The sequence below is a fragment of the Nocardioides astragali genome (assembly GCF_024436375.1).
Taxonomy (GTDB): Bacteria; Actinomycetota; Actinomycetes; order Propionibacteriales; family Nocardioidaceae; genus Nocardioides; species Nocardioides astragali.
The window spans coordinates 1-24,171 of the sequence record NZ_JAFMZM010000004.1; the positions used below are offsets into that span (position 1 = coordinate 1).

The 24,171-nt window shown below is 70.7% G+C and carries 22 protein-coding genes and 3 tRNA genes; 15 read left to right on the forward strand and 10 right to left on the reverse strand.

The window, feature by feature from the left end:
* A partial coding sequence (locus J3P44_RS13280; RefSeq protein ID WP_305122452.1) for an acyl-CoA carboxylase subunit beta occupies positions 1-950 on the reverse strand: 950 nt, incomplete at its 3' end.
* Between the two features lie 99 nt (positions 951-1,049).
* On the opposite strand from J3P44_RS13280, the gene J3P44_RS13285 reads away from it, so the two are divergent.
* From J3P44_RS13285 to J3P44_RS13300, 4 genes are all read left to right on the forward strand, one after another.
* Positions 1,050-1,706: a TetR/AcrR family transcriptional regulator gene (locus J3P44_RS13285; protein ID WP_255890904.1), complete on the forward strand. Its 657-nt coding sequence runs from the start codon at positions 1,050-1,052 to the stop codon at positions 1,704-1,706.
* A gap of 1,273 nt (positions 1,707-2,979) precedes the next feature.
* Complete coding sequence (locus J3P44_RS13290) at positions 2,980-3,255, forward strand: hypothetical protein (protein WP_255890905.1); 276 nt, start codon at positions 2,980-2,982, stop codon at positions 3,253-3,255.
* Positions 3,256-3,442: 187 nt separating this feature from the next.
* The gene (locus J3P44_RS13295; RefSeq protein WP_255890906.1) at positions 3,443-3,679 is read left to right on the forward strand and encodes a helix-turn-helix transcriptional regulator; all 237 of its coding nucleotides are present in this window, start codon (positions 3,443-3,445) and stop codon (positions 3,677-3,679) included.
* A 177-nt stretch (positions 3,680-3,856) separates the two neighbouring features.
* Positions 3,857-5,008, forward strand: coding sequence for a site-specific integrase (locus J3P44_RS13300; RefSeq protein ID WP_255890907.1), 1,152 nt, complete (start codon positions 3,857-3,859; stop codon positions 5,006-5,008).
* Between the two features lie 116 nt (positions 5,009-5,124).
* On the opposite strand, the gene J3P44_RS13305 is transcribed toward J3P44_RS13300, so the two are convergent.
* Together J3P44_RS13305 and J3P44_RS13310 are read right to left on the reverse strand one after the other, a co-directional pair.
* Positions 5,125-5,197: transfer RNA gene (locus tag J3P44_RS13305), tRNA-Lys, on the reverse strand.
* Between the two features lie 74 nt (positions 5,198-5,271).
* Complete coding sequence (locus J3P44_RS13310) at positions 5,272-6,846, reverse strand: phytoene desaturase family protein (RefSeq protein ID WP_255890909.1); 1,575 nt, start codon at positions 6,844-6,846, stop codon at positions 5,272-5,274.
* 172 nt (positions 6,847-7,018) lie between these two features.
* On the opposite strand from J3P44_RS13310, the gene J3P44_RS13315 reads away from it, so the two are divergent.
* On the forward strand, positions 7,019-8,134 hold the full coding sequence (locus tag J3P44_RS13315) for an FUSC family protein (RefSeq protein ID WP_255890910.1): 1,116 nt from the start codon (positions 7,019-7,021) through the stop codon (positions 8,132-8,134).
* A gap of 77 nt (positions 8,135-8,211) precedes the next feature.
* Here the strand turns inward: J3P44_RS13315 and J3P44_RS13320 are convergent.
* Together J3P44_RS13320 and orn are read right to left on the reverse strand one after the other, a co-directional pair.
* Positions 8,212-8,287, reverse strand: a tRNA-His gene (locus J3P44_RS13320).
* 46 nt (positions 8,288-8,333) lie between these two features.
* Positions 8,334-8,990: an oligoribonuclease gene (gene orn / locus J3P44_RS13325; protein WP_255890911.1), complete on the reverse strand. Its 657-nt coding sequence runs from the start codon at positions 8,988-8,990 to the stop codon at positions 8,334-8,336.
* Positions 8,991-9,052: 62 nt separating this feature from the next.
* Between orn and J3P44_RS13330 the strand changes: the two genes are divergently transcribed.
* From J3P44_RS13330 to J3P44_RS13340, 3 genes are read left to right on the forward strand one after another with little or no spacing between them, the layout of a single operon-like run.
* A complete protein-coding gene (locus J3P44_RS13330) occupies positions 9,053-9,589 on the forward strand; it encodes a MauE/DoxX family redox-associated membrane protein (RefSeq protein WP_255890912.1) in 537 nt (178 codons plus the stop codon).
* A complete protein-coding gene (locus J3P44_RS13335; protein WP_255890913.1) occupies positions 9,555-10,331 on the forward strand; it encodes a DsbA family protein in 777 nt (258 codons plus the stop codon). Before J3P44_RS13330 ends, J3P44_RS13335 begins: the two co-directional genes overlap by 35 nt.
* Positions 10,328-11,368 carry an adenosine deaminase gene (locus tag J3P44_RS13340; protein ID WP_255890914.1) on the forward strand — a complete coding sequence of 347 codons (1,041 nt, stop codon included), beginning with the start codon at positions 10,328-10,330 and terminating at the stop codon, positions 11,366-11,368. Before J3P44_RS13335 ends, J3P44_RS13340 begins: the two co-directional genes overlap by 4 nt.
* 124 nt (positions 11,369-11,492) lie before the next feature.
* Here the strand turns inward: J3P44_RS13340 and J3P44_RS13345 are convergent, their stop codons facing one another.
* Positions 11,493-12,851: an FAD-dependent oxidoreductase gene (locus J3P44_RS13345; protein WP_255890915.1), complete on the reverse strand. Its 1,359-nt coding sequence runs from the start codon at positions 12,849-12,851 to the stop codon at positions 11,493-11,495.
* 77 nt (positions 12,852-12,928) lie between these two features.
* On the opposite strand from J3P44_RS13345, the gene J3P44_RS13350 reads away from it, so the two are divergent.
* Positions 12,929-13,861 carry a LysR family transcriptional regulator gene (locus J3P44_RS13350; RefSeq protein ID WP_255890916.1) on the forward strand — a complete coding sequence of 311 codons (933 nt, stop codon included), beginning with the start codon at positions 12,929-12,931 and terminating at the stop codon, positions 13,859-13,861.
* Between the two features lie 17 nt (positions 13,862-13,878).
* Here the strand turns inward: J3P44_RS13350 and J3P44_RS13355 are convergent.
* Positions 13,879-13,955: transfer RNA gene (locus tag J3P44_RS13355), tRNA-Arg, on the reverse strand.
* Positions 13,956-14,014: 59 nt separating this feature from the next.
* Here J3P44_RS13355 and J3P44_RS13360 point away from each other — a divergent pair.
* Positions 14,015-14,725 (forward strand): alpha/beta fold hydrolase, encoded by a 711-nt coding sequence (locus J3P44_RS13360; RefSeq protein WP_255890917.1) that lies wholly within the window; start codon positions 14,015-14,017, stop codon positions 14,723-14,725.
* Positions 14,726-14,752: 27 nt separating this feature from the next.
* On the opposite strand, the gene J3P44_RS13365 is transcribed toward J3P44_RS13360, so the two are convergent.
* Positions 14,753-16,150 carry a dicarboxylate/amino acid:cation symporter gene (locus J3P44_RS13365; RefSeq protein ID WP_255890918.1) on the reverse strand — a complete coding sequence of 466 codons (1,398 nt, stop codon included), beginning with the start codon at positions 16,148-16,150 and terminating at the stop codon, positions 14,753-14,755.
* A 257-nt stretch (positions 16,151-16,407) separates the two neighbouring features.
* Between J3P44_RS13365 and J3P44_RS13370 the strand changes: the two genes are divergently transcribed.
* The 3 genes from J3P44_RS13370 to J3P44_RS13380 all read left to right on the forward strand — a co-directional run bounded on the left by J3P44_RS13370 (position 16,408) and on the right by J3P44_RS13380 (position 18,547).
* Entirely contained in the window at positions 16,408-17,022 is a 615-nt protein-coding gene (locus tag J3P44_RS13370; RefSeq protein ID WP_255890919.1) for a hypothetical protein, read from the forward strand.
* Positions 17,023-17,084: 62 nt separating this feature from the next.
* Positions 17,085-17,705, forward strand: coding sequence for a hypothetical protein (locus tag J3P44_RS13375; RefSeq protein WP_255890920.1), 621 nt, complete (start codon positions 17,085-17,087; stop codon positions 17,703-17,705).
* A gap of 50 nt (positions 17,706-17,755) precedes the next feature.
* Positions 17,756-18,547: an SDR family oxidoreductase gene (locus J3P44_RS13380; protein WP_255890921.1), complete on the forward strand. Its 792-nt coding sequence runs from the start codon at positions 17,756-17,758 to the stop codon at positions 18,545-18,547.
* Positions 18,548-18,551: 4 nt separating this feature from the next.
* Here J3P44_RS13380 and J3P44_RS13385 read toward each other — a convergent pair whose 3' ends face one another.
* Complete coding sequence (locus tag J3P44_RS13385; RefSeq protein WP_255890922.1) at positions 18,552-19,679, reverse strand: methyltransferase domain-containing protein; 1,128 nt, start codon at positions 19,677-19,679, stop codon at positions 18,552-18,554.
* A 16-nt stretch (positions 19,680-19,695) separates the two neighbouring features.
* The gene (locus tag J3P44_RS13390) at positions 19,696-21,123 is read right to left on the reverse strand and encodes an aminopeptidase P family protein (RefSeq protein WP_255890923.1); all 1,428 of its coding nucleotides are present in this window, start codon (positions 21,121-21,123) and stop codon (positions 19,696-19,698) included.
* 105 nt (positions 21,124-21,228) lie between these two features.
* Between J3P44_RS13390 and J3P44_RS13395 the strand changes: the two genes are divergently transcribed.
* On the forward strand, positions 21,229-22,347 hold the full coding sequence (locus tag J3P44_RS13395; protein ID WP_255890924.1) for a PrsW family intramembrane metalloprotease: 1,119 nt from the start codon (positions 21,229-21,231) through the stop codon (positions 22,345-22,347).
* Positions 22,344-24,134, forward strand: coding sequence for a GTPase domain-containing protein (locus tag J3P44_RS13400; RefSeq protein WP_255890925.1), 1,791 nt, complete (start codon positions 22,344-22,346; stop codon positions 24,132-24,134). Before J3P44_RS13395 ends, J3P44_RS13400 begins: the two co-directional genes overlap by 4 nt.
* Positions 24,135-24,171 lie beyond the last annotated feature (37 nt).

A 24,171-nucleotide genomic window follows, 5' to 3' on the forward strand; every position in this document is an offset into this window, starting at 1 on the left:
TCGTCCAGCACGGCGGTGATCACGTCGTGCATGTCGTAGGGCTGGTTGGCCCCGTCGGGGATCAGGGTGTCGAGCGCCCGGTCGAGATCCGTCACAGACAGCCCACCTGAGTACTCGGCTGACGCCTCGTACTCAGGTGCGGGGTCGAGGTTGTTCTGCGGGAGGTAGGACAGCATCGCCTTGACGTACTCGAGGGCGTCTTCCTCGTCGGTGGCCATGTAGTGGGCGTTGCCGGACTTGGTGTTGTGGGTCCGGGCGCCGCCGAGGTCCTCCATCGTGACGTCCTCGCCGGTGACGGTCTTGATGACGTCGGGTCCGGTGATGAACATCGCCGAGGTCTGGTCGACCATGATCGTGAAGTCGGTGACCGCGGGGGAGTAGACGTGGCCGCCGGCGCAGTTGCCCATGATCAGGCTGATCTGCGGGATCACGCCCGAGGCGTGCACGTTGCGGCGGAAGATCTCGCCGTACAGCCCCAGGGATACGACGCCCTCCTGGATGCGGGCGCCGGCGCCCTCGTTGATGCCGATGATCGGGCAGCCGGTCTTCATGGCGAGGTCCATGACCTTGGTGATCTTCTCGCCGTAGACCTCACCGAGCGACCCGCCGAAGACGGTGAAGTCCTGGCTGAACACGCACACCATGCGGCCGTTGACCTCGCCGTAGCCGGTCACCACGCCGTCGCCGTAGGGGCGGGTCTTCTCCAGCCCGAACGCGGTGGAGCGGTGGCGGGCGAGCTCGTCGAGCTCGACGAAGGTGCCCTCGTCGAAGAGGATCTCGATGCGCTCGCGGGCGGTCTTGCGTCCCTTGGCGTGCTGCTTCTCGACCGCCTTCGCCGAGCCCGCGTGCACGGCCTCGTCGAGACGACGCTCCAGATCGGCCAGCTTGCCGGCCGTGGTGTGGATGTCGATTTCCGACCCGCTCGTCAAGTGATCAGTGTGCTCGGTCATGGCCCGTCCCTTGGTCTGATACTGAGTCTCACACTATGACTCCCAGTGTCGGCATGCGGTCCGAGTTTCAGTCTGCGAGACTGAGTACCAGGAGGTGTGATGGAGCGCGAACGCATGCAAGACATCGCTTTGGATCTGTTTGCGCGTCTCGGCTACGAGGCCACGAGCGTCGATGACATCGCCACTGCGGCTGGTCTGAGCCGAAGCACGTTCTTCCGGCTTTTCGGCTCCAAGGAGGCAGTGGTCTTCTTCGACCATGACGCGTTGTTGGCGCGGGTCGAGGAACGCCTCGCGAACTCCGGTGCGGAAGGCACGCTGGCCACCGTTACCGATGCGGTCAAGCTGGTCTTGATGCACTTCATCGCAGAGGGGGAGCGAGCGCGCGCCCGCTATGGGCTGACGTCCACGGTGGCAGCCCTCAAGGAACGGGAGATCGTCAGCGGCGCTCGATACCAGTCACTCTTCCGCCGCTACCTCAGCGCCTGGGGAGACGGTTCGCCCTCTTCCGAGCTGCGGGCGGAGCTGATGGCTGCCAGCGTTGTTGCGGCGCACAACCACGTGCTGCGGCGGTGGTTGCGGGGCGAGACCGACGACCCGCACACAGAGGTCGAGGCTGCCTTGGCTGATGTCCATCGGACTCATGGGGCAAGCCAGGTCGATGCGCCTGCACTCATCATCGTTCCGTCCGGCACGTCCCTCAAACAGGTCGAAGCCGCGGTGCGCCGGCTCGTCGATCCGAGCCATTCGGCGCCCTAGCCACGGTTCATTAGCATCAGCGCCTTGGACCCGAATCGCGTTCGTTTCGGGGCCTTGTGCGCACGTCCCCGTTGCAACTATGGCGGGAGAGACGTCTACAGGGGCTTTGGCGGGGGAGTGCCCCCCGATGTTGGCCATCGACGGATGACGTTGTGGATGGCCGGCACCCGACGCAAGTCAAGATGTCACCGATCCGGGCAGCAGACCCCACCGACAGGCAGGTGTGTGGGTGGTGGACCGGGAAGGTGAGGAGGGTTCCGCGGCCCTGCCTACGGGATGCCAACTTCGTGCGCACCTACATGGCGACCGCCGCCTCGCCAGCCACCGGACCCGACCGCAGTCGGGCCTGGCACACAGTTTGCACACAGTTTCTCGCGGTTCGGTAACAGTGCAGCGGCAACGGCACGTGGCCGCCGAAGTGGTCAATATTGTGGGAGTTACAGGGAGTCGATTGCGGATGCGACTGTGGGGGAAGTGTTCCGAGGTCAGTCGGCAAGCAGGCCGTCGTGCCCCGCCCATACCGGTCATCGGGGGGCGGGGCACTGTCATGTGACCTCGGACACAACTGATCCGTAACCTTCGAAGCGCTGCCAACCTTTCGCTGAAGGAGCTGCCATCCCTGTGGTCGTACGCCGGAACCTGATGGAACCGGGAATGTCGATCGGCGGTTCCGAAGGCTCGTCGGGTCAGGGAGCTGGCCTGCGACTTGACCCGGCGAGCCCCCAATGTCACTCGGTTGATCGGAATCTGCCTCGCCGGGCACGTCCTACGGCAGATCTGGGCTGCACATCCCTTTGCAACATTGGCGGGGAACAACACGGGAAAGGGATGTGCAGGATTCGTTGGTGCCAGCATCCGTGGTGGGAGTTCCTAGGCGGGTCGCGAGTTCGCCCCTCGACACAGGAATGTCGTTCTCCTGCCCTCCACCTGCACTCACCAGGGTCGAAATCGACACCAAGTAACGGCTAACGGCCGAAGCACCAGGTGCAGTGTTTCCGCAGGTCAGAGGGTATTTTCGGGCACGACGACGAACGACCGAAACCCCGGGATGTGTTCCGCCGCAACCTCTGAAGACGGCCTCGGGACCTCGCTACTCCCCGCCCCGGCGCGGAGGCACCGCCAGCGATCGTCTTCGTCGTCGACGCTGCACACGACGGCACATGCGAGCGATCCTGAACCGGGGGGACGCTCGGCGGCACGGTCCCTACGGCCGAGACGGCCGAGGACAGGCGAGGGGACGCACCGGTCCAATGGGGCAGCGGGGGGACGGGTAGTGAGTCCATCCCACCACGCGGCAACCCTGGCCGCCGACGACATCGACCGCTACGACCCGCCAACCAACACCCGGATCGACACCTGGGCCCGCGGTGAACTTGAGCCGGACTCGTCCTGGCAGCTGCAGGCCGCGGCCCTCTGCCATGACACGGACCAGGACCTCGGCTGGAACGAACGGGGCCTCGACGGCCAGACCACCTCAACGCCGCGTCGTCCCCGTCCACCGGCGACGTCGGCTGAGGGGGAACCCGGGGGCCCCGGCACCGGCCGCTGAAAAATGTCGGTTACACGTGATCGCCCAGAGCCGACTCGAATCCGTAGGTGACTACCAGAGCAGCACCGGACGGCGCCGGAGACCGCCCGACTCACTGGCTGATCCATCAGCCCAGTGCTGCTACTGCACGCGGCACGAACAGGCCCGAGACCGCCTCGCGGCCACCCCATCACTGAAAGGACCCGAGATGAGTTTCTCCATCATCACCACCGTCTCCATCCCCGACGGCAAGGACGAGGACCTACTGACGCTGACCGAGGTCGCCGCCATCCTCCGCGTCCCCGTCAACACCCTGCGCTGGTGGCGCCAGTGCGGCGACGGTCCCCGCTTCTTCAAGATCGGCCGCCACCTCCTCACCACCATCGGCGACCTCCGCGGCTGGATCAACGACCAGAAGAATCACGCCGACCCTGACATTGCCTGACGGACGCTCGCGCCGGCGCCAGCGCAGCGCCGGCCAACGCGTCAGCAGTCCACAGGCGGCCTGGCGGCCCGCGCTCTCCACAGGCCGCCTCAGGACTCGCAAGGTGGACCGGAAGATTCGATTGGATGCGTGACAGCACGCAGCTGGCTCAAACCGGGTAGGAAGGGTGAGGCGACGATGCGGACCGGACGACCGCCACTGACGGTCGGCACCTGGGGTGACATCAGCACCCTGCGGATGCCCAACGGCAGCTGGCGGGCCCGCGCGCGGTACCGCGACTACGACGGGACCGTCACCCAGATCGCTCGCTTTCGACCCACCAGAACCGAGGCGATCTCCGCGCTGAAGCTCGCCATCACCGAGCGCCAGGACCCCACCGCCTCTGCGCTCACCGGTCACATGCGCGTGAAGCTCCTGATCGAGGTCTACCTGGAGGACGTCGCCACCCGAGCCAGCCTCGCTCCCACGAGCCGCGAGCGGTACGCCAAGCTCGCCGTCGACCTCATCAAGCCCGGCATGGGTGACCTGCAGGTCCGCGAGATCACCGTCCCGGCCATCAACCGATTCCTCGCCGCCATCGCGCGCAAGCACGGCTACGGCACCGCCAAGATGACCCGCTCGGTGCTCAGCGGCATGGTCCAGCTCGCCATTGACCACGGCGCGCTGCGTGACAACCCGGTCCGACAGGCACGCCGCCTGGAGGCCCCACGCCGCCAGTCGCCCCGGGCGCTCAGCGTCGCCGAGCACGCCGAGCTGCTTGACAAGGTCGCCGCGGACCGCAAGGCACGCGAGCTGGACCTCGTCGACCTGATCGAGTTCCTCTCCGCCACCGGCACCCGCATCGGCGAGGCCAGCGCCGTCCGGACGCGCTACCTCGACCTCGACGCCGGCGTCGTCGAGATCACCGCCACCACCATTGACGGCGGCATCCAGGAATGGACCAAGACCGACGCCGGCTGGCGGGTCCTTGCGCTCCCTCCTCACGTGGTCGCCACCCTCCGGCGACGCATCGCCGACCCGGCGATCAACACCGACGAGGTTCTCTTCCCCTCGCCGCTCGGCAGGGTCCGCAACCGGTCCAACACCACCGGCGAGCTGCGACGCCTCTTCGACCGTATCGGGTTCGACTGGGTCACCTCGCACACCTTCCGCAAGACCGTCGCCACTCGCCTCGACGAGGCCGGCATCAGCGCCCGCCAGGTGGCCGACCAGCTCGGCCACCGCAACCCGTCGATGACCACCGACGTCTACATGGGACGCAAGACGACCGTCGCGGCAGCCGCGACGATCCTCGGCCGGCCGAGCACCCGCGAGCCCGAGTCGCCGTAGGTCAGACGCAGCTCTGAAGCCGTCGAGGACCCCGACTTTTCGGGCACTTAACGGGCACCGGGCTGGCAACGAGAAAGCCCCTGACCAGCGTCTTCGCTGGTCAGGGGCTTGATGTGTACGCCATCAGGGACTCGAACCCCGAACCCGCTGATTAAGAGTCAGCTGCTCTGCCAATTGAGCTAATGGCGCGTGCGGTGAAGCGAGTAGAACATTACCCCGTCGTGACCGGCGGGCGAAATCGAGGTCAGGTCCCGGACGGGTGCTCAGAGGTCGGCGAGGACGGCCTGCGCGGCGTTGTGGCCGCCGAGTCCGGAGACCGCACCACCGCGACGCGCGCCCGACCCGCACAGCAGGACGACGTCGTGCTCGGTCTGCACGCCCCACTGCTGCGCGGGGGTCTCGAGGCGGGCGCGGTTGGGCGCCCACGGCCACTCGAGGTCGCCGTGGAAGATGTGGCCGCCGGGCATCGCGAGGTCCTTCTCGATGTCCTGCGGGATCTTCACCTCGATGCACCGCCTGCCGTCGGTGTCGGTGGCCAGGCAGTCGTCGAGCGGCTCCGCGAGCACCGCGCCGAGGGAGGCGAGGGCCCGCTGCGTGGCCACGTCGCGGGCGCCCGGGTCGGCGTCGAAGAGGTCGGCGGGGGTGTGGAGGCCGAAGTAGGTCAGGGTGTGCGCCGAGCCGGCGCGGTCGCCCAGGATCGACGGGTCGGAGAGGCTGTGGCAGTAGACCTCGCCCGGCATCGGGTCGGGCACCGCGCCGCCGGCAGCGGCGGCGTACGCCTGCTCGAGCTGGCTGTAGTCCTCGGCGAGGTGGAGGGTGCCGGCGAAGGCCACCTCCGGGTCGGCGCCGGACGCGAGCGCGGGCAGCCGGTCGAGCAGGAGGTTGATCTTGAGCTGGGAGCCGACCGGCTTGGTCTCGGGGTCCTCACCCTCGCCGAGCAGGATCCGGAGCACCCACGGCGCGACGCCGGACAGGACCCGCCGGGCGGTGACCGTCCGCTCGCGGGTGCCGTCGTGCCAGACGACCTCGGCGCCGTCGGGACCGGGGGAGATGGCGCTCACGCCGGCACCGGTGACGATCTCTGCCCCGGCGTCCACCGCGGCCCGAGCGAGCGCGTCGGTGACGGCACCCATGCCGCCCACAGGCACCCGCCACTCACCGGTCCCGTTGCCGATCAGGTGGTAGAGGAAGCAGCGGTTCTGGATCAGCGAGAGGTCGTTCAAGGACGCGAAGGTGCCGATCAGGGCGTCGGTCGCGACCACCCCGCGGACCGTGTCGTCGGTGAAGCGCGACCGGATGGCACGGCCGAGGGGCTCCTCCACCACGTCGGTCCAGATCCGCTCCTCGACCAGCGCTCGCACGTCGCGCTCGAGGGGGAGCGGCCGCATGAGGGTCGGCGCCACGACCTCGGCGAAGCGTGCGACCTCGGCGTAGAAGTCCTGCCACGCGGCGTACTCCTCGTCGCCGCCGGTCAGGTCGCGGAACGAGGCTCGCGTCGCATCGCCCTCGGGGCGTTCGACGAGCAGGCCGCCGGTGCGCTCGCCGCGCGTCCAGGGCGTGTACGACGCCGTGGTGCGCGAGGCGAGGCGGACGTCGAGGTCCAGGTCGGCCATCAGCTGCTCCGGCATCAGACTGACCAGGTAGGAGTAGCGCGAGAGCCGGGCAGGGTGCCCGGCGAACGGCTCGAGGGAGACGGCGGCCCCGCCCGTGTGGTCCAGGCGCTCCAGCACGAGGACCGAGAGGCCGGCGCGCGCGAGGTAGGCAGCGCTGACCAGCCCGTTGTGGCCGCCGCCGACCACGACGACGTCATATCTGGAGTTGCCGTTGCCGGAATTCACCGGCCCAACGTAGACCCTCCTGCCGACCAGGGCCGGGCGGCGCCCCGCGCCCGAGCCGCCTCGGTCGGTGCGTCATGATCGGTCCCCCGCGAGAGGAAGGGCCGACGATGTGCCGACCAGTTCGTTGCCGGACGTGCGGCCTGACGACGTGGGCGCCCGTAGTGTCGGGCGGATGAGGCTGACACCGAGGCAGACACCCAGGGAGACCCTGAGGGAGCGGGTCGACCGAGTGCTCGGCGACCCGATCTGGTGGGACGACGTCCTCCAGCTGGCCAAGACCGTGCTGGCGGCCGTCGCCGCGTGGATCATCGCGGCCAACCTTCTGGACCTGCCCCAGCCGTTCCTGGCCCCGTGGGCGGCGCTGCTGGTGGTGCACGCCACGGTCTACCGGACGTTCTCCAAGGGGACCCAGCAGGTCGCGGCCACGGTGGTCGCGGTGCTGCTCGCCACAGTCGTGGGGGAGGCGCTCGGCCTCACGACGGGAGCCATCGCGCTGCTGCTGGGGCTCGCGCTCGTGCTCGGCGCGGTGCCGTGGCTGGGCGCCGAGGCCACGACCATCGCCACGACCGGCCTGGTGGTCCTCACAACCGGGTTCGACAACGACGTCCTGCTCGTCTCGCGACTCCTCGACACGGCGATCGGGGTGGCCGTGGGGCTGCTGGTCAACGTGCTCGTGTGGCCGCCCCTGCGACGTCGTACGGCCGCCGAGGCGCTGGAGCGCGTCGACGACGGCATCGGTGAGCTCCTGGTCGACATGGCGGACGGTCTGCGAGCGAGGTGCCAGGACGCGGACGTCGCCGCGTGGACCGACCGCACCCGCGACCTCGACGCTGACCTGGAGCGTGCGTGGGCCCTGGTGCGGCAGGCGCAGGAGAGTGCCCGGATGAACCCGCGCCGGTCGGCTCGGCGGATGAAGGACCCGCAGCAATGGCTCGAGCTGCTGCGTCGGATGGAGCAGGCGGTCGCCGAGACGCGCAGCCTCGCCCGCACCCTCGGCGGCCAGCAGGCCCACCGGGAGACGTGGGGCGAGGCGTTCGCGGTGCCCTGGATCGGGATGCTCGGTGACGCCGGTCGGGCCGCCGGCGGCGACCCGGCCGCGCTGCTCGACGTACGCCGACGTCTCGAGGCCTTCACCGAGGAGCTGCGAGCGACCGAGCGCTCACCCGAGTGGCCGATCTACGGTGCGCTCATCATCAACTTGCGCAACATCGTCGACGCCATGGACAAGGTCGCCGAGGCCGACCCGATCGGGGGCAAGCCTCTTCCGCTGCGGCTCCCGGTCGGGTAGTGGCGTACCTGAGGCGAGACGCACGGAAATGGGTCGAGCCCCTGACCGCATCTCTGCGAGTCAGGGGCTCGACCATCTGGGGTGAGTAACGGGACTCGAACCCGCGACATCCGCCACCACAAGGCGGCGCTCTACCAGCTGAGCTATACCCACCATGTCCGCTCGCGCTTCCGCGAGGACGACGAGAAGTGTAGGGCAATCAACCAGCAGGGGCCGCATCGAGGTCGGCATCCGGGCCGGCGTCGGGACCGAGCCCGGTCAGCTGGCCGCCGTGCCTGGCGGCGATCTCCCTGGCCTGCGCGCTGTCGGGGCCCGGCTGGGGCACGAACACGGCCTCGCGGTAGTAGCGCAGCTCCTCGATGCTCTCCTGGATGTCGGCCAGCGCGCGGTGGTTGCCGCGCTTGGTCGGGGCCGCGAAGTAGGCCCGCGGGAACCACCGGCGCGACAGCTCCTTGATCGAGGAGACGTCGACGATGCGGTAGTGCAGGAAGGACTCCAGGCCGGGCATGTCGCGGGCGAGGAAGGCGCGGTCGGTGGCCACGGTGTTGCCGGCCAGCGGCGGCCGGCTGCCATCGGGGCAGTGCTCCTTGATGTAGGCGAGCACCTGCTCCTCGGCCTCTGCGAGCGTCAGGCCGCTCGCGAGCTCGTCGAGCAGTCCCGACTTCTCGTGCATGCTCCGGACGAAGTCGATCATCTGGTCGAGCGCTTCCTGCGGCGGCTTGATGATCACGTCGAGGCCCTCGCCCAGCACGTTGAGCTCGAAGTCCGTGACGAGCGCGGCCACCTCGATCAGCGCGTCGGCGCGCAGGTCGAGGCCGGTCATCTCGCAGTCGATCCACACCAGCTTGTCGTTCACGATCGGCAACCCTACCGACCACTCTCAGCGTCGACTCAGGCTCACCTCCTACCCTTCGGGTTGTGAAGGACTGGTTCGGCCTCGTGGCGCGCCTGCTGACGGGCGGCGTGTGGATCGTCGCCGGTGCACTCAAGCTGCCCCACCCGGCCGACAGCGTCCGTGCGGTGCGGGCGTACGACCTCCTTCCGGAGGCGGTCGTCCCGACGGTCGGGCACCTGCTGCCGGTCGTCGAGGTCGTCATCGGCCTGTGCCTGGTGCTGGGCGTGATGGTGCGAGGTGCGTCGGTGGTCTCGGCGCTGCTCTTCGTCGCCTTCATCGTCGGCATCTCCAGCGCTTGGGCACGCGGGCTGTCGATCGACTGCGGGTGCTTCGGCGGCGGAGGGGAGATCCCGGACGCGGCGGCGAAGTACCCCGGCGAGATCGCCCGCGACGTCGGCCTGCTGGCGCTGAGCGTGTGGCTCGTCGTCCGGCCGCGGTCCAGGCTGGCGCTGGAGACCGTCCTCTTCCCCTCGACCCGCAACGACCTCGACACCGACCCCACCACCGACGACGAAGGAAGCCTCGATGGCGCAGAAGAAGACCTCGCACCGGACCGCTGAGGAGAAGGCCGCGACGCAGGCCAAGCGGGACGCCCGGCGCGCGCGGACTGAGCGAGCTCGTGCCCAGGCCGAGGAGCGCCGCAAGGCGGCCAAGCGCAAGGAGCAGCTCACCCGCGTCGGCCTGATCGCCGGTGTCCTCGTGCTGATCGTCGGTGGCTACTTCCTCGTGACGAGCCTGGGCTCCGACAAGCCCACCACCCCGCCCGCGGGCGCGAGCGACAACTTCGGGTTGCTCGTCGGCGAGCCCGACGCGCCCAAGGAGATCGTGGTCTACGAGGACTTCCTGTGCCCCTTCTGCGGCGACCTCGAGGTCACCGTGCGTGACCAGCTGGATGCCGCGGTCGAGGCGGGCGAGGTCAACGTCGAGTACCGGCCGTTGCCGTTCCTGGAGGGGATCGACGACTACTCGCCGGAGGCGGCCAACGCATTCGCGGTCGTGCTCGACGAGTCCGGGCCCGAGGTGGCCAAGGCCTTCCACGACCTGCTCTTCGACAACCAGCCGCCCGAGAGTGGACCCTTCCCGGACTCCGACGACCTGGTCGACTGGGCGGTCGAGGCCGGGGCCACCGAGGCGGACGTACGTCCCGGGATCGAGGACATGGCGTTCGAGGGCTGGGTCGACGCCGCGGGCGAGGCAGCGTCGAAGGAAGGCGTCAACTCGACCCCGACGGTCCTCGTGGACGGGGAGAAGGTCGAAGGCCAGACGATGGCTGACATCGCTGCCGCGATGGTCGGGTCGTGAGCCTCCGGGACTTCATCACGCGGCTCCCGAAGGCGGAGCTGCACGTCCACCACGTCGGGTCGGCGTCGCCGCGGATCGTCTCCGAGCTCGCGGCGCGCCACCCCGACGCGGGCGTCCCCAGCGACCTGGAGCGGCTCAAGGAGTTCTTCACCTTCCGCGACTTCGCCCACTTCATCGACGTCTACCTCGCCGTCGTCGACCTGGTCCGCACGCCGGAGGACCTCCGGCTACTGACCTACGAGGTGGCGCGTGAGATGGCCCAGGGGCAGAACCTCCGCTACGCCGAGCTCACCTGCACGCCGTACACGTCCGTCGTGCGCGGCATCCCGATCCAGGCCTACACCGAGGCGATCGAGGACGCCCGGGTCGCGGCCGAGCGCGACTTCGGGCTGGTGCTTCGCTGGATCTTCGACATCCCGGGCGAGTCCGGCATCCCCGCGGCTGACGCCACGCTGGACTACGCGCTCCAGCACCGCACCGACGCGCTCGTCGGTTTCGGCCTCGCCGGGCCGGAGATCGGGGTGCCGCGGGCCCAGTTCACACCGCACTTCGACACGGCTCGGGCCGCCGGGCTGCGCTCGGTCCCGCACGCCGGCGAGACCACCGGCCCCGAGACCGTCTGGGAGTCCGTACGCCTGCTCGGCGCCGAGCGGATCGGCCACGGGTGCTCGGCGGCGGAGGACCCCGAGCTGCTCGCACACCTCGCCGACGCGGGCATCGTGCTGGAGGTGTGCCCCACCTCCAACATCGCGACCCGTGCCGTCGACCGGATCGAGGACCATCCGCTCCGGACCTTCGTCGAGGCGGGGGTGACGGTGACGATCAACTCCGACGACCCGCCGATGTTCGCAACGACGCTCAACAACGACTACGCCGTCGCCGCGGGGCTGCTCGACCTCGACGAGCGGGGCGTGGCCGACCTGGCCCACGCCGCGGTCGACGCATCGTTCGCGCCGGACGACGTGAAGGCCCGCATCGGGGCCGAGATCGAGGCGTACGTCGCGGGTTTCCGGCGCGTCGCGACCGACACGCCGTAGCCCGAGCGACAGACGGAAAGAATTCGGCCCCGCAACCTCATACGTGGCGGGGCCTGCCCACATCCTGACGTGGTGGGACGTTCCCGGCCGGGAGGCTGCGCCGCGTGTCGGATCGGGTAGACGATCAGACAGCAGTCGGGTGCCCGTGCGGCAGGGCCCGTCCTTGCTGCAGCATCTCGTCACGGTCGACGACCTTGATCCGGGGTCGGTCCTGGGCCGCGCCGAGGGCGATCTCGTGCTGGTCCAGCCGCTCCCAGTGGGCGAACGTCGCGACCTCGACACCTCGTTCGGCCAGGTAGCGGTCGACAGCCTCGGGCTCGCGCGCGGTGGCCGTGTGCGAGGTCTCGGCGACCAGGTGCGCGACGGTCTCCGCGGCGTCGCTCTTGGTGTGCCCGATCAGCCCCACCGGGCCGCGCTTGATCCACCCGGTGACATAGGTGCCCGGGATGGCCACTCCGTCGAGGTCGAGGACCCGACCGCCGGCGTTGGGGACGACCGCGGCAGCGTGGTCGAACGGCAGGCCGGGCAGCGCCGTGCTGCGGTAGCCGACGGCGCGGTAGACGGCCTGGACGTCCCAGTCGGTCAGCTCGCCGGTGCCCGCGACCGAGCCGTCGCCCACCAGCCGCGTCCGCTCGGTCCGCAGCCCGGTCACACCGTCACTGCCGAGGATCGAGACCGGCTGCTCGAGGAAGTGCAGGTGGATGCGGTGGGGCTTGCCGGTGGGCTCGCGGCCGACCCAGTTGGCCAGGGTGTCGAGCACCATCTTGGCCTGCTTGTTCTTCGCGATGTGCTCCATGCTGGCGCCGTCGACCTCGAAGCCCTCGGGATGCACGACCACGTCGACGTTGGGGGAGTGGGCGAGCTCGCGCAGCTCGAGCGGCGAGAACTTCACGTACGCCGGGCCGCGCCGTGCGAACACGTGGACATCGGTCGCCTGCTTGGCCCGCAGCCCGTCGTACACGTTGGCGGGGATGTCGGTGGCGAGCATCTCGTCGGCCGTCTTCGCCAGCACCCGGGCGACGTCGAGGGCGACGTTGCCCGCCCCGACGACCGCGACGTGCCGGGCCTCGAGGGGCCAGGTGCGCGGCACGTCGGGGTGGGCGTCGTACCAGGAGACGAAGTCCGCGGCGCCGAACGAGCCGGGCAGGTCCTCGCCCGGGACGCCGAGCGGCCGGTCGGCCATCGCGCCGGTGGCGACGACGACCGCGTCGTAGAACTCGCGTAGGTCCTCGATCTTGACGTCGACGCCGAACTCCACGTTGCCGAGGAACCGCACGTCGGGGTGGCCGAGCACGCGCTGCAGGGCCTTGACGATCTCCTTGATGCGCGGGTGGTCGGGTGCGACGCCGTACCGGACCAGGCCGTAGGGCACGGGCAGGCGCTCGAGCAGGTCGACCGAGACGTCGGCCTCGGACTTGGTCAGGAGGTCCGCGGCGTAGATTCCGGCCGGTCCGCCACCGATGATCGCAACGCGAAAGGTCATGCCGGCGAGTCTGGTCGGGCGCACGCCCGCGCGGAACGAGGCCGTTGTTGGCAAGTCACAAGGTAGCCTTGTGCCTCGTGCTGGGATCACATGTGCCGGAGCTGCGCGCACTGGAGCTGCTCGCCGTCGTCGCACGCACCGGCAGCCTCGGCTCGGCGGCCGCCGAGCTCGGCATCACCCAGCAGGCTGCCTCGTCGCGGTTGCGGACGATGGAGGCTCTGGTCGGGGAGTCGCTCGTACGTCGGTCCCGCCGCGGCTCCGAGGTCACTCCGACCGGCGAGCTCGTCCTGGAATGGGCCGCTCCGGTCCTCGAGGCCGCGGAGCAGCTCGACGCCGGCGTGGCCGCGCTTCGCGCCGATCGGCGTGGACACCTCGCCATCGCGGCCAGCCTCACCATCGCCGAGCACCTGCTGCCCGGATGGCTCGTCGCCGTCCGCACCGGACAGCAGCAGCTCGGCCAGCCACGCACGGACTTCACGATGACGGCGACCAACAGTGAGCGGGTGGCGGCGCTGGTGGCCTCGGGGGAGGTCGACCTCGGCTTCGTCGAGGGGCCGGACGTCCCGCTCGGCCTGCAGCACCGGCTGGTCGGCACCGACGAGCTGGTCGTCGTCGTCGGGCCCAGCCATCCGTGGGCGCAGCGATCCCGGCGGCGGGTGACCGCGGCGACCCTCGCGGCGACCCCGCTCGTCGTCCGGGAGGCGGGCTCCGGCACCAGGACCGTGCTCGAGCAGGCGCTGGCCGGCCTGCCGACCGCTCCACCCGCGCTGGAGCTGTCCAGCACCGCCGCGGTCCGGTCAGCCGTCGCCGCAGGCGCGGGCCCCGCTGCCCTGGGCGCCCACACGGTCCGCGACGACGAGGCCACGGGGCGGTTGGTGCGCATCACGGTGACAGGGCTCGACCTGACGCGGCGGTTGCACGCGGTCTGGCGCAGTGGCGCCCATCCGCCCCAGGGCCCGGCTCGCGACCTCGTCGCCCTCGCGTGCCGCAGCGGACAACGCGCGAGGTGAGCTCGTCCGACAACGCATGGCGCCCCCGACAGGATTCGAACCTGTGACCCGCGGATTAGAAGGCCGCCGCTCTATCCAGCTGAGCTACGGGGGCTGGCGCGAGCCAGTATCCCAGCCCCCGGGAGACGCTCGCGAAGTGGCATCCTCGACCTCGTGCGTCCCCACCTGGTCCTCGTGCACGGGTCCCGCCTGGCCAGCTCGCAGTGGCTGCCGCAGGTGCCCCTGCTCGAGGGTCGGGCCACGCTCGGCCTCGTCGATCTCCCCGGGCACGGCAGCCGCGACGGCGAGCACTTCACCCTCGCCCGGTGCGTGACGGTGCTGGACGAAGCGGTCGACGAGGCACCCCCAGGGGCGCCGGTCGTGCTCGTCGGCCATTCCTTGGGCGGGTACGTCGCCATGGCGTACGCGGCCGAGCACGGACCACGTCTCCACGGGCTCGTGCTGGCGGGGTGCAGCGCCACTCCGACCGGCCCCGGCGCAGCGGCGTACCGGCTCGTCGCGGCGGCCACCGACCGGATCGGTCCCGACCGCATGACGCGGGTGAACAACCGGATCCTGCGCCGGCTCTACCCGGCCGAGCTCATCGAGCCGGTGATCGCCGGCGGCTACTACTTCACGCCGACGCCAGCGGCGTGGCGCGCCGTCATGGACGAGTGCCGACCCGACATGCTGCGCGGGCTGGAGTGCCCGGTCCTGCTGCTCAACGGGCAGTGGGACCAGTTCCGGCTGGGGGTCCCCAGTGTCCTGCGGGTGCTGCCGGACGCACGGGTCCAGACGATTCCGCGCGCCTCGCACCTCTCGAACCTCGACCAACCCGAGGCCTTCGCGGAGGCGGTCATGGCGTTCGCCACGTCCCTGTCCTGAGCGGAGGCTCGGGCCGGTCGTCAGTGGTCACGCAGCGGCTGTCACCGGCTGGGACTCCGAGGCGGTCTCGGGCTCCTCGCGCCAGGCCGAACGCCCGCGCGGGGCGTCGTACGCCGCCTGGTCGAGGATGCCCTCGCGCTTGGCCACGATGGTCGGCACGAGCGCCTGGCCGGCGACGTTGACCGCCGTACGACCCATGTCGAGGATGGGGTCGATCGCGAGCAGCAGGCCGACACCCTCCAGCGGCAGGCCGAGCGTCGACAGGGTCAGCGTGAGCATGACGGTCGCGCCGGTCACGCCGGCCGTGGCCGCCGAGCCGATGACGGAGACGAACGCGATCAGCACGTAGTCGGTGACCGACAGGTCGAGGCCGAAGAACTGCGCGACGAAGATCGCCGAGATCGCCGGGTAGATCGAGGCGCAGCCGTCCATCTTGGTGGTCGCGCCGAGCGGCACCGCGAAGGACGCGTACGCCCGCGGGACGCCGAGGTTGCGCTCGGTCACCGACTCGGTGAGGGGCATCGTGCCCACGGACGACCGGGAGACGAAAGCCAGTGAGATGGCCGGCCAGGCCCCCGAGAAGAACTGGCGGACCGAGAGCTCGTTGAGGCGGAGCAGTGCCGGGTAGACGCCGAGGACCACCAGTGCCAGGCCGGCGTAGATCGCGACTGTGAACATGCCGAGCGAACCGAGCGCGTCCCAGCCGTAGCTCGCGACGGCGTTGCCGAGGAGGCCGACGGTCGCGATCGGAGCGAGCAGGATGATCCACCACAGCACCTTCTGCACCACGGCCAGCGCGGAGCGTACGAACGCGAGGAAGGGCTCGGCGGCGTCGCCGACCTTGAGCGTCGCGATGCCGACGGCGATCGAGACCACGAGGATCTGGAGCACGTTGAACGAGAAGCCGACCGAGCCGTCACCGTTGTCGTAGCCCTCGAGGCCGAGCACGTTGGCCGGGACCAGGCCGGTGAGGAAGTCGAGCCATGAGCCGGTCGAGGAGGGGGCGCTCGCCGCGTCGGAGGTGACGCTGGTGTGGTCACCCGGCTGCAGCACCAGGCCGAGGACGATGCCGATGCTGACCGCGATCAGCGCGGTGGCGGCGAACCACGTCAGCGTCTTCCACGCCAGCCGGGCGGCGCCGGTGACGTCGCGCAGGTTGGCGATCGAGGCGACGATCGCGAGGAAGACCAGCGGCGGGACCACGGCACGCAGCAACGTCACGAACGTGCCGCCGATGGTGCTGAGGGTCTCGGTGAGCCAGTTGGGGTCGACCTCGCCGGTCGAGGCGTCGACACCGTCCGCGCCGATGCTGCGGGCGACCAGGCCGAGGACGACGCCGAGCACGAGTCCGGTGAGGACCTGGACGCCGAACGAGGGGAGGCGGAAGCGGGTGGGCTTCTCCGTCTCGATAACTGAAGTATTCATACTAAAACGATAGCCTTTCGGAAACGCGCACCGACACGGCGGCACGCCGGAGGTCAAGGAGACCGGGGCAGGTCAGCCAGCGGCGCGAGGAGAGCGACACAGCGCGCTATGGGTGCGCGCGAGGTCGACGGCGCGACGCTGCGTCAGCAGGTCTCCGACGGTCAGGTTGGCGCGCATGTCAGGTGCAACCAGAGATCCGCGACACCGATTCCGTGGAACGGATCACACGTCAGGGAGCGCCTGACTAGGGTTCGCGCATGCTTTATCGTCTCGGCGCGCCATTCGCCGCCGTCCTTGTCGCCGCCGTCCTGCTGATGCCCTCGGTGGCGCACGCCGAGAAGGTGGTGACCGAGGACCCCGCCGGGGATGTCCAGCAAGCCGATCTGGCAATCGAGGGGCCTCTCGAGTTCGTGCCGGCGCCCGACGATGCCTCTACCGACATCGTCCGCACGGTCGCGGCCTACGGTGCCACCCGACTGAGCGTGACCGTGCACTTCCGGGACCTGCTGAACACGAGCTTCCATCAGACGCACGTCAAGGTGGTCACTCCGCGCGGCTCTTACCTCCTGGGCGCGGGGCGACGCCCGGGAAGCCGGGTCGAGGCGGCCCTGATGCGCGGCGGCTACCGAGAGGTGGAGTGCCGCGGGCTCCGTGCGAAGTTCGACGGCGGGACCGACACGATGTCCTTCTCCGTGCCCGCGTCGTGCCTCGACGACGCCCGCTGGGTGCGGCTCGGTGTGGGTGCCATCGGCGTCGTGGAGCCGGAGGAGGGGGTGGAGCCGGAGACCTTCCCCGTCTTCGCCGACGACGGGCACCGAGACGGTGCGATCCGCGACAACCTCGCCCAGGGCCCCCGCATCCACCGCGGCTGACCCGCCTGCTGCCTCCTCTGCACCACCACGTCCCGCCCGAAGGCCCGACCAGAACTGGCGACATGACCCACCGACTCAGCACGCGACTGCTCGCCGTGCTCCTGCCCGTGACAGCCCTCCTCCTGCCCGCCGCCGCCCACGCGGAGAAGGTCGTGACGGACGACGCCGTCGGTGACGCGCAGATCGTCACGTCGGACACGGACGAGAGCACAGAAGAGCTGGAGCTGGCGCCCGCTCCCGACGAGACGGCCACCGACATCACCCGAACGGTCGTGGCCCACGGCAACACCCGGCTGAGCATCACCGTGCACCTGCGCGATCTCGTGCTGACCTCCACGGACCACCAGACCTACGTCCGCGTGGTGACACCCCAGGGGGAGTACCAGGTCCAGGTCGGGAAGATCCCGGGCTTCCGAGCGCGGGCCGTGTTGACGAGGCGCGGACGCCAGATGGACTGCCGCGCGCTTCGAGCTGCGCTCGACGGCGGGACCGACACCGTGGCGGTCTCCCTTCCCACCTCCTGCATCGACGCGCCGCACTGGGTGCAGGTGGGCGTGGGCGTCGTGCGCGTGGCGGAGTCGCTGGACCCGGGCGCCCACACGCTTTTCGCCGACGACGGCCATCGCGTCGGCGACATCCGCGAGTCCGACGTCGCCAAGGGTCCGAGGGTCCGCCGCGGCTGACCCCGTCGCTCGACCGCATGAGGCGACGACCATCGGGTACGCCACCGGGCATGAGCAACCACCATCCCCGACTGGCGATCGTGACCGGCAGCGACTCGGGCATCGGACAGGCGACCGCAACGCTGCTCGCCACCGAGGGGTTCGATGTCGGGCTGACATTCCACCGCGACGAGCAAGGCATCCGCGAGACCGCCGAGGAGGTCACCCGGCGCGGCCAGCGGAGCTTCATCGAGCCGTTCGACGCGTCCTCACCGGACGCGGGTGACGTCGTCGACCGGCTCGCCGACCAGCTCGGCGGGCTGGGCGTCCTGGTCAACGTCGCGGGCACCGGTCACTCCGACCGCGTGCTCGACCTCGACCCCGGCACCTGGCGGCACGTGCTCGCGACCGACCTCGACGGGCCGTTCCTCTGCTCCCAGCACGCCGCGCGTCGCATGGTGCAGCAGGACTCGGGCGGTCGCATCATCAACGTCACCAGCGTCCACGAGCACCTGCCGCGGCTCGGTGCCGCGGCCTACTGCGCAGCCAAGGCGGGACTGGGGATGTTCACCAAGGTCCTGGCGCTCGAGCTCGCTGAGCACGGCATCACCGTCAACGCGGTCGCGCCAGGAGAGATCTCCACGCCCATGACCGGTCAGGACGAGTCCGAGGCCTATCACCAGGACCGGCCCGGCAACCCGCTCGGGCGCCCGGGGCACGTCGCCGAGGTCGCCTCGGTCATCGGGTTCCTGGCGTCGCCGCGCTCGGCGTACGTCACTGGCTCCTCCTACACCGTCGACGGCGGCCTGAGCCTGATGGCGGCGCACGGGCACGACTCGGCGACGGGCTGGCGCGAGACCTGACGGCTCACCGCGCCAGCAGCACGATGACCTCGTAGTGGCTGGTGTGCGGGAACATGTCGAGCACCCGCGCCTCCATCGGCCGCAGGGACGGCATCATCGCGAGGTCGCGGGCGAGCGACTCGGCGTTGCACGAGGAGTAGATGACGTGCCGCACGCCTGACCGCTCGAGCCAGCCCGCCAGGTCGGCACCGATCCCGCGCCGCGGTGGGTTGACGACCACGAGGTCGGGCGGGGCGGTCGAGCCGAGGGCGTACGCCGTCGCGTCCGCCGCGACGAACTCCGCGACCGCGCCGAGCGCGGCCGCCGTGGCATTTGCAGCGGCGATCGCCTCCGGGGAGACCTCGACCCCGAGCACCCTGCGTCCCGGGGTGGCCAGGTGGAGGGCGAAGCCGCCGACGCCGCAGTAGAGGTCCCAGACAGTCGTCACGTCGAGGTCATCGACCCAGGTGCGCGCCTGCTCGTAGAGCGCCTCCGCGACGAACGTGTTGGTCTGGAAGAAGGACCGCGGCCCGAGCCGGAGCGTCACGCCGGTGGCGAGGCGCATCGGCAAGGTGGCGTGCTCGGTCAGCACGATCTCCCGCTCGCCCTCGAGCACCGCCTTGTGCTCGGGCTGCACGTTGATCGTCACCACCCGAAGCCCCGGCACCGTCGCGACCAGCGCCGGCAGGCGGGAACGGATCCTGGCCTCCAGTGCCGTCGACCGCACCACCAGCCGCAGCATCATCTCGGCGTCCGGGGACTCGGTCAGCAGGACGTGCTTGAGCTCGCCGCTGCGCGTGGCGACGTCGTACGGCGGCAGGTCGACGTCGCGGATCCAGCCGGCGATGCGGTCCAGGGCCGTCGTCAGACCAGGGGAGTGCAGGCCGCAGTCACGCAGGTCGACGCCCGCGAGGTCGCGGTCCAGGATTCCCAGCGTGGGAGCCTCGGCGCTGCCGCCGGCCGCCATCTTGGCCTTGTTGCGGAAGCCTGACCCGACCCCCGCGACCGTCGGCAGCCACACGGGCGCGTCGACGAGTGAGCGGGCGTGCGCCTCCTTGTCGGAGAGCTGCCGCGCACGTGGGACCTCGAGCAGGCTGCACGAGCGGCAGCGGAAGGCGTCGTAGTGGTGGCAGTCGAGCTCGAGGCTCGTCACTGACGCTGCTCCCGCCTCACCCACCGACGCGAGAGCCCATCCACTCCTCGACGCCGGCCGACGTGCGCGGCAGCGAGGCCGAGAGGTTGGTGCTGCCCTCGGCGGTGACGAGGATGTCGTCCTCGATGCGGATGCCGATGCCCCGCAGCTCCTTGGGGACGAGCAGGTCGTCCTCCTGGAAGTAGAGCCCGGGCTCGACGGTGAGGACCATGCCCTCGGCCAGGTCGCCCTTGGGGTAGATGTCCACCGAGGCACGGCCGCAGTCGTGCACGTCCATGCCGAGCATGTGCGAGGTGCCGTGGAGGGTCCAGCGGGCGTAGACCTTGGACTCGGGGTCCAGCGCCTCCTGCGCGGTGACCGGCAGCAGCCCCATGTCCTCGAGCCCGTGGGCCAGCACGTCCATCGCCGCGTTGTGGGCGGCGAGGAAGGCGGCACCGGGACGGACCGCTTCGATGCCGGCCTGCTGGGCCGCGAAGACCAGGTCGTAGAGGTCACGCTGGAGCGGCGTGAACGTTCCGGAGACCGGGAGGGTGCGGGTCACGTCGGCGGTGTAGAGGTTGTGACCCTCCACGCCCATGTCGAGCAGGACCAGCTTGCCGGGCTGGATGGAGCCGGTGTTGTCGATCCAGTGGAGCGTGGTGGCGTGCGAGCCGCCGGCACAGATCGAGTCGTAGCCGATGTCGTTGCCCATCGCGCGGGCGCGGCGGAAGAAGGTGCCCTCGATCCAGCGCTCCCCGAACTCCAGCACGCGGTCCCACTCGCGGACAGAGTCCTCGAAGCCGAGGGTGGTGATGTCGCACGCCTCCTGCAGCTCGCCGACCTCCCACTCGTCCTTGACGAGCCGGAGCTCGTCGGCGACGCGAGCCAGGTCCTCGTCGCGGGTGATGTCGCGGGTCTTGCGGTCGTCGTCGAAGGACGGCAGGTCCTTGACGTGGCGCACCTCGATCCCGAGCGAGTCGGAGATCTCCTGCGCCGAGGGGCGGCGGCCGGCCCACAGCTCGCCGTACTGGCGGTCGCGGAAGAACTCGTCGGTGTCGCGCTCGGAGCGCGGCCTGGCGTAGAGCACGGAGTCACCGTCCTCGATCACGAGCACCGCGTCAGAGGTCTGGTTGCCGGAGAAGTAGGCGTGGGCGGTGTCGGGACGGAACCGGTAGTCGGTGTCGTTGGCGCGCACCTTGTAGGTGCCGGCCGGCAGCACGAGCCGCTCGCCGGGGAACGCCTCGGCCAGCCTCGCTCGGCGCGCGGCGGCCCAGTCGGCGACGGGGTGCCGAGGCAGCTCCAGGTCGCGGGTGCCCCAGCCCTGCCGCATGAACGCGGCGTACGCAGCCGGGACGGCCGGGTCGTGCGACTCGGTCTTCGGCTGGGAGTCCGGCTCGGTGTCGCGCGAGGTCTGGCTGGTCTCGGCAGGGTTCACGGCGGGGTTCTCGGCAGTCGGCTCGCTCACCCGGTCACTGTACGCCGCAGGCGTGGCGCACGTGGCGCGTGATGTCCCGCCCGTAGGGGTGCGGCAAGCAAGGCCGGGCGACTCCGCTCCGTTAGGGTTCGAGCCATGCAACGAGGTCGTCGCGACAGTGTCGCTTTCACCGTCGTGGTGGGCATCCTCGTCCTGCTCGGCGGCCTTGCCATGGCCCTCGTGGTCGGCCTCTCCGGTGCGCCGGGCTCGCTCGCACTCGCGGCGCTGCTGGCCGCCCTGCCGGTGGGCCCGCTCGTGGGCTGCTTCATGTGGTTGGACCGCTACGAGCCCGAGCCGCGCAACCTGCTGGTCGCCGGCCTGCTGTGGGGTGCCTTCGTCGCCACCGCCGCCGCCCTGGTCTTCCAGGGCATCGGCCTGGCCGGCGGTGCCAGCGAGCGCGACAGCCTCTCCGTCCTCGCGCCGATCACCGAAGAGGCCACCAAGGGGGCCTTCCTCCTCCTGCTGCTCTGGTGGCGACGCCACGAGCTCGACGGCGTGCTGGACGGGATCGTCTACGCCGGGATGGTCGGCATCGGGTTCGCCTACACCGAGAACATCCTCTACCTCGCGGCCGCCTACGACGGGACCGACGGCCTCGGGCCGGGCGGCACCACCGCGCTGACGGGCACCTTCGTCGTCCGCTGCCTGATCAGCCCCTTCGCGCACCCCTTCTTCACCGTCTTCATGGGCATCGGCGTGGGTGTCGCCATCGCCTCGCGCCGCGTGTGGGTGCGCCTGCTGGCACCCGTGGTCGGGTTCGCCCTGGCCGCGCTGCTGCACGGCCTGTGGAACGCCTCGACGCTGTCGGGGACGGGCCACTTCTTCGTCGTCTACGGCACGCTGATGCTCCCGGCGTTCCTCGCGGTCGTGGCCTTCGCCATCTACCGCCGCCGCTCCGAGCGGCCGTTGCTCACCGAGGCCCTGCACGACGCGGCCGACCGCGGGCTGCTGCCCGCCACCGACATCCCGTGGCTGGTCGACCTGCGGGCGCGCCGGCACGCACGGCGCTGGGCGCGCCAGCAGGGCGGGATCCAGGCCGAGCGCGGCATGCGGGCCTACCAGGCCGTGGCCATCGAGCTCGGCTACCTGCACCACCGCTACCTCCGCGGCACCGCGCCCGACGACTTCGGCGTCCGTGGCCAGGAGCACGTCGAGGAGCTGCGCCAGATCCGCCCGTACATCTCCTTCCCCGGACAGGTGGTGCCGACGCGATGACCGAGCACGAGGCGGACCAGACGCCCTTCCCGGGTCGTCGTACGCCCGACGCGACGACCGCGATGGTCACCGCGCTCGTGAGGCTCCGCGGTGCCCTGCAGGAGACCCGCCTGCCGCTCGAGCTGCCCGGCGCCGACGAGCAGCGCGCGGCCCGGACCGAGATGGTCGACCAGCTCGAGGACTACGTCATCCCGCGCCTAATGACGCTCGACGCCCCGCTGCTCGCGGTGGTCGGCGGGTCGACCGGCGCAGGCAAGTCGACGCTCGTCAACTCGCTCGTCGGCACCCGGGTCACCACGCCCGGCGTGCTGCGTCCCACCACCCGTTCGCCCGTCCTGGTGCACCACCCCGACGACGCGAAGTGGTTCGGCCAGGACCGGCTGCTCCCCGAGCTCGAGCGCGTCACCCGGCAGACCAACGACCCCGAGGCGCTGCAGCTGGTGGCGTCGCCGGCGATGACGCCTGGGCTGGCGATCCTCGACGCCCCCGACATCGACTCGGTCGAGGAGCGCAACCGGATCCTGGCCGCGCAGCTGCTGGCAGCGGCCGACCTGTGGCTCTTCGTCACCTCGGCGGCCAGGTACGCCGACCAGGTGCCGTGGGACTTCCTGCGCAAGGCCGCCGAGCGCTCGGCCGCGGTGGCGATCGTGCTGGACCGCACGCCCGCGGACGCCGTGGAGACGATCTCCACCCACCTCGCCCGGATGCTGGCCAGCCGTGGCCTCAAGGACTCACCGCTCTTCAGCGTCGAGGAGGGCGAGGTCTCCGAGATGGGGCTGCTGCCCTCGTCCTCGGTGATCGAGATCCGGCAGTGGCTCCAGGCGCTGGCCGACGACCAGGACGCCCGCGGTGCGGTCGTCCAGCAGACCCTGGACGGCGCCATCCGCACGCTGGCCCGGCGTACGCACACCGTCGCCGACGCGGCGACCGAGCAGACGGATGCCGTACGCCGCCTCCGCGAGGACGCCAACGACGCCTACGACCGGGCCGTGACCGGGATCGGCGACGCTTCCGCGGACGGCACCCTGCTGCGCGGCGAGGTGCTCGCCCGCTGGCAGGAGTTCGTCGGCACCGGTGAGCTGCTCAAGTCGCTGGAGACCCGGGTCGGCTGGCTGCGTGACCGCGTCGTCAACGCCGTGAAGGGCAAGCCGCAGCAGGCGGAGCGGGTCACGGTCGCCGTCGAGTCCGGCCTCGAGACGCTCATCCTCGAGCACGCCGAGGCCGCGGCTGAGCGGGCCGAGGGCTCGTGGCGGGGCACCGCTGCCGGTCAGATCCTGCTGCGCGACGCCGGGGAGGACCTGGGCCGGGCGTCGCGCGACTTCCGGCGCAGGGCCGAGCGGGCCGTGCGCGACTGGCAGTCCGACGTGCTGGAGATGGTCCGCACCGAGGGCGCCGACAAGCGCTCGACGGCGAGGTTCCTCGCCTTCGGCGTCAACGGCCTGTCCGTCGCGCTGATGGTCGTCGTCTTCGCGCACACCGCCGGCGTCACCGGTGCCGAGGCGGGCATCGCCGGCGGCTCCGCACTGCTGGGCCAGAAGCTGCTCGAGGCCGTCTTCGGCGACCAGGCGGTGCGGACCCTCGCGGAGCGCGCTCGCCGCCAGCTGGAGGCGTCCGTGAGCGACCTGCTCGACGCCGAGCGCCGTCGCTACACCGACCTGCTCGACAGCCTCGAGGTTGCACCCGAGGTGCCGGAGCGGTTGCGCTCCGCCGCGCGCAAGGTCGACGACCTGCGCTACGCCGCGACCCAACCCCGTGGGGTGTCGGACAGCGATGACACATCCCCCTAGGGTTGGGGTGGCAAGCAGTCCACCCAGTGCCGTGAGG